The sequence below is a fragment of the Mesorhizobium sp. M7A.F.Ca.US.006.04.2.1 genome, from assembly GCF_004022915.1.
GTDB classification, from domain to species: Bacteria; Pseudomonadota; Alphaproteobacteria; order Rhizobiales; family Rhizobiaceae; genus Mesorhizobium; species Mesorhizobium ciceri.
In genome coordinates this window covers 1-3142 of the sequence record NZ_RZQA01000765.1, presented here as the reverse complement: position 1 = coordinate 3142, position 3142 = coordinate 1, and the positions used below count along the sequence as shown (strand labels likewise).

The 3142-nt window shown below is 61.9% G+C and carries 3 protein-coding genes; all 3 read right to left on the bottom strand.

Going from position 1 to position 3142, the window contains the following annotated elements; translation table 11 throughout:
* Positions 1-1052, bottom strand: a 1052-nt coding sequence (locus EN925_RS29660) for a sugar ABC transporter substrate-binding protein (protein ID WP_164894469.1), incomplete at its 3' end; no start/stop codon positions are given.
* Positions 1053-1081: 29 nt separating this feature from the next.
* Positions 1082-2269: a PLP-dependent transferase gene (locus EN925_RS29655; RefSeq protein ID WP_127385646.1), complete on the bottom strand. Its 1188-nt coding sequence runs from the start codon at positions 2267-2269 to the stop codon at positions 1082-1084.
* Positions 2266-3000: a FadR/GntR family transcriptional regulator gene (locus EN925_RS29650; RefSeq protein WP_013531928.1), complete on the bottom strand. Its 735-nt coding sequence runs from the start codon at positions 2998-3000 to the stop codon at positions 2266-2268. Before EN925_RS29650 ends, EN925_RS29655 begins: the two co-directional genes overlap by 4 nt.
* Between the last annotated feature and the right edge of the window lie 142 nt (positions 3001-3142).

Genomic DNA, 3142 nt, shown 5'->3' with positions numbered 1-3142 from the left:
GTCTTGAAATGGGGATCCTGGTCGGCACCGTTGTGGATCGGGACGACGCCGACTTCCTTGGCCCATTCCAGATTGTCCTTCGGCGACAAAAGGGTCGCCATCAGCTTCCAGGCGTCGTCCTTGTGCTGCGAGTTGGCGAACATGGCCCAACCGGCATAGCCGAGTGTCGGATAGGATTTGCCGCTCGGCCCGACCGGCAATGGCGCTACCGCGAAATCGTCGGCGCTCATCTTGTCGGCGATGCCGAGCAGCGCGTCCGGATCCTGGTTGAGCATGGCGCAGGTGCCGGAATAGAAGCCGGTGACCGTTTCGTTGAAACCCCAGCTCACCGCATCCTTCGGCGCCAGTCCGTCCTTGTACATGTCGGCCAGCATCTGCAGGCCCTTGACCGAGCCCTCCTCGTTGATCGTCGAAGTGCCGTCCTCGTTGAAGTAACCGCCCTTGCCGGCGGCGATGTTCATGAACATGTGCATGCCATTGAAGGCGCCCGGCCCGCCGCGCAGGCAGTAGCCGTACTTGCCCGGGAGCGCGGAAATCTTCTTGGAATCGGCGACGAAATCTTCAAGCGTCGCCGGCGGGCCATCGAGGCCGGCCTCCTTGAACAGTTTCTTGTTCCAGAACAGCGCGTTCACATAGTAGCCGTAGGGGATCATGAACTGGGTGTTGTTGACGGTCGAGCCGAACTGTTTCGCGCGGTCGCCAAGCGTCTTGGCGTCATCCCATTTGGCCATATACGGGCCGAGATCCTCGAGTTGGGCATTGTTGGCATAGAGGCCCATCCAGCGCTCCGGCATCTCGACCACGTCGGGCGTATCGCCGGCCTGCACCATGGTCAGGAATTTCTCGAACGCCTGCCCCCAGGGCAGCGAGATCAGCTCGACCTTGATGCCTGGATTGGCCGTTTCGAACTCCGCGATCTGCTTCTTCAGGAATTCGGTGCGTGGCGGGCTGGTGATGACTTCGACCATTTTCAGGGTCGAATCGGCCACAGCATTTCCGGCGGAAATCGCCAGTCCCGCAACGGTGGCAAGCATGACGGTCAGTTTTTTCATGTTCAAGACTCCCATTTTGAACCCGCTTGTTATTTTCTGGCTTTTTCGAAGGCTTGGGCGACGTCAGCCCACAGGTCTTCGACACTCTCCAATCCGACATTGAAGCGGATGGTTCGGGGGCTGACGCCGAAGCGCGCCATCGAATTCAGGCCCGGCGTCTGCTCCAGCGACGCCTTGGCCGGCACGACCAGGCTTTCATGCCCGCCCCAACTGACGCCGATGCGGAAATATTTCAGCGCGTCGACGAAGACGGGGATGTCGATCTCGTCCGTAACCTCGAAGGAGAACAGCCCGGCATAGCCGGCCAGCGTCGCCTTGCCCAGGTGGTTCGAATAGACGGGATGGTTGACCCGCTCGACAGCGGCATGCGCCTTCAGCCGTTCGGCGATGGTCAGGCCGCTCTTCATGTGGTGCGGCAGGCGCAGCGGCAGCGTGCGCAGGCCGCGCAGCAAAAGCCACGCCTCGAACGGTGACAGCTTGCCGCCGAGATAGGAATAGGTCTGCTCGTTGATGTGCTTGATGTAGGCAGCCGAACCCGCCACGACGCCCGCGACCGTATCGCTGTGGCCGCCAAGGTATTTCGAGGCCGAATGCAGCACCAGGTCGACGCCATGCGTGATCGGCTTCTGGAACACCGGCGTCGCCCAGGAATTGTCGATCGTGGTGACGATGCCCTGTTCCTTGGCCAACCGTGTCAGATGCGCGATGTCCTGCAGCTCGAACATCATCGAGGTCGGGCTTTCCAGATAAAGCAGCTTGGCGCCGGGAAGTGCCGCCGCGACCGCATCCGGCTCGGAGCCGTCGACATAGTCGACCTTGATGTTGAGGCGCGGCAACAGCCGCTCGAACAAACGGTAGGCATCGCCATAGCAATTGCGCACCGCCACGATGCGCTCGCCCGCACCGACGAACGCAAGCACTGTGGCGCTGATCGCCGCCATGCCACTGGAAAAGCCGCGCGCGGCTTCTGCGCCCTCGAGCGCTGCCACGCGCGCCTCGAACTCCATCACCGTGGGATTGTCGCCGCGCGAGTAGATCGGCTGCCTTCGTTTGCCGGCAAAGGTATCGGCCATCTCGGCATAGTTGGCGAAGGTGAACAGCGAGGTCTGGTAGATCGGCGGCACCACCGCACCGCCGGGGAACGGTTCGTCATGCGCCAAAAGCGTGGCCGCTTCGGTGAGATACTCGTAATCGAAACCTGATGGATGCTCGTTCATGTCTGGCTCGAGAGTTTGAGTTTGGCCGCGCCGCGCTTGAGGTCGTCCTCGACGGTGGCGATCAGCTTGAGCGCCTCGGCGCGAGCGCCCTGCGGATCGCGGGCAGCAATGCGTTCGTAGATGGTCCGGTGGTAGGGAAAGCTGGCGTGGCCGAAGTCACGCACGCCGAGCGGATGCTCCCAGAAGCGGTGAAACAGCTCATGCATGGCGGCGATGATCTGCTCGAACAGCGGATTGCCCGAGACCCGGTAGATCGCCTGGTGGAACTCCCAATCCTCTTCCGACGACATGCCCTCGCGCGTGCGGAACGCCTGTTCCATGATGTCGAGCTTGCGTGCGATCTCGGCAATATCGGCTTGGCTGGCGCGTTCGGCGCAAAGGGCTGCTGCCTCCGCCTCCAGCGCGCGGCGGATCTCCAGCGTCTGCATCAGGCTGGTGAAATCATTGCCGCCGGCCAGTGTCAGCGGCATGTGCAGCATATCAGGCGAAACAGCCGCCTTGAGATAGGTGCCGCTGCCTTGCCGGCGTTCGACGAGGCCGAGCCCTTCCCAGCGTGTCAGAGCCTCGCGCACGGTGTTGCGGCTGACCTTCAGCCGCTCGGCGAGAATGCGTTCGGTTGGGAGTCTGTCGCCCAGCTGCAGGGCTTCGGCGCGAACAAATCCCACCAACGCCTTCAACACGGCGTCGTCGCGCGCCGTGATTTGAATGGGTGGCAGGCTGTTCTGGTCCACATTTCCTCCGAGTGGTCCAATGGTCCAACCAATTCTGCACAGTTGAAAACTCCTGTCAACCAACTGTCAGGAGCACTGTCGGAGGAAGCGACGCAATATTCTCAAGGCGGTCGCGCGATCGCTTCGATCGCGTCTGCTAACC

Excerpts from the sequence above, each read along its gene's own strand:
- EN925_RS29655 (WP_127385646.1), bottom strand. The coding sequence starts at position 2,269 with ATGAACGAGCATCCATCAGGTTTCGATTACGAGTATCTCACCGAAGCG.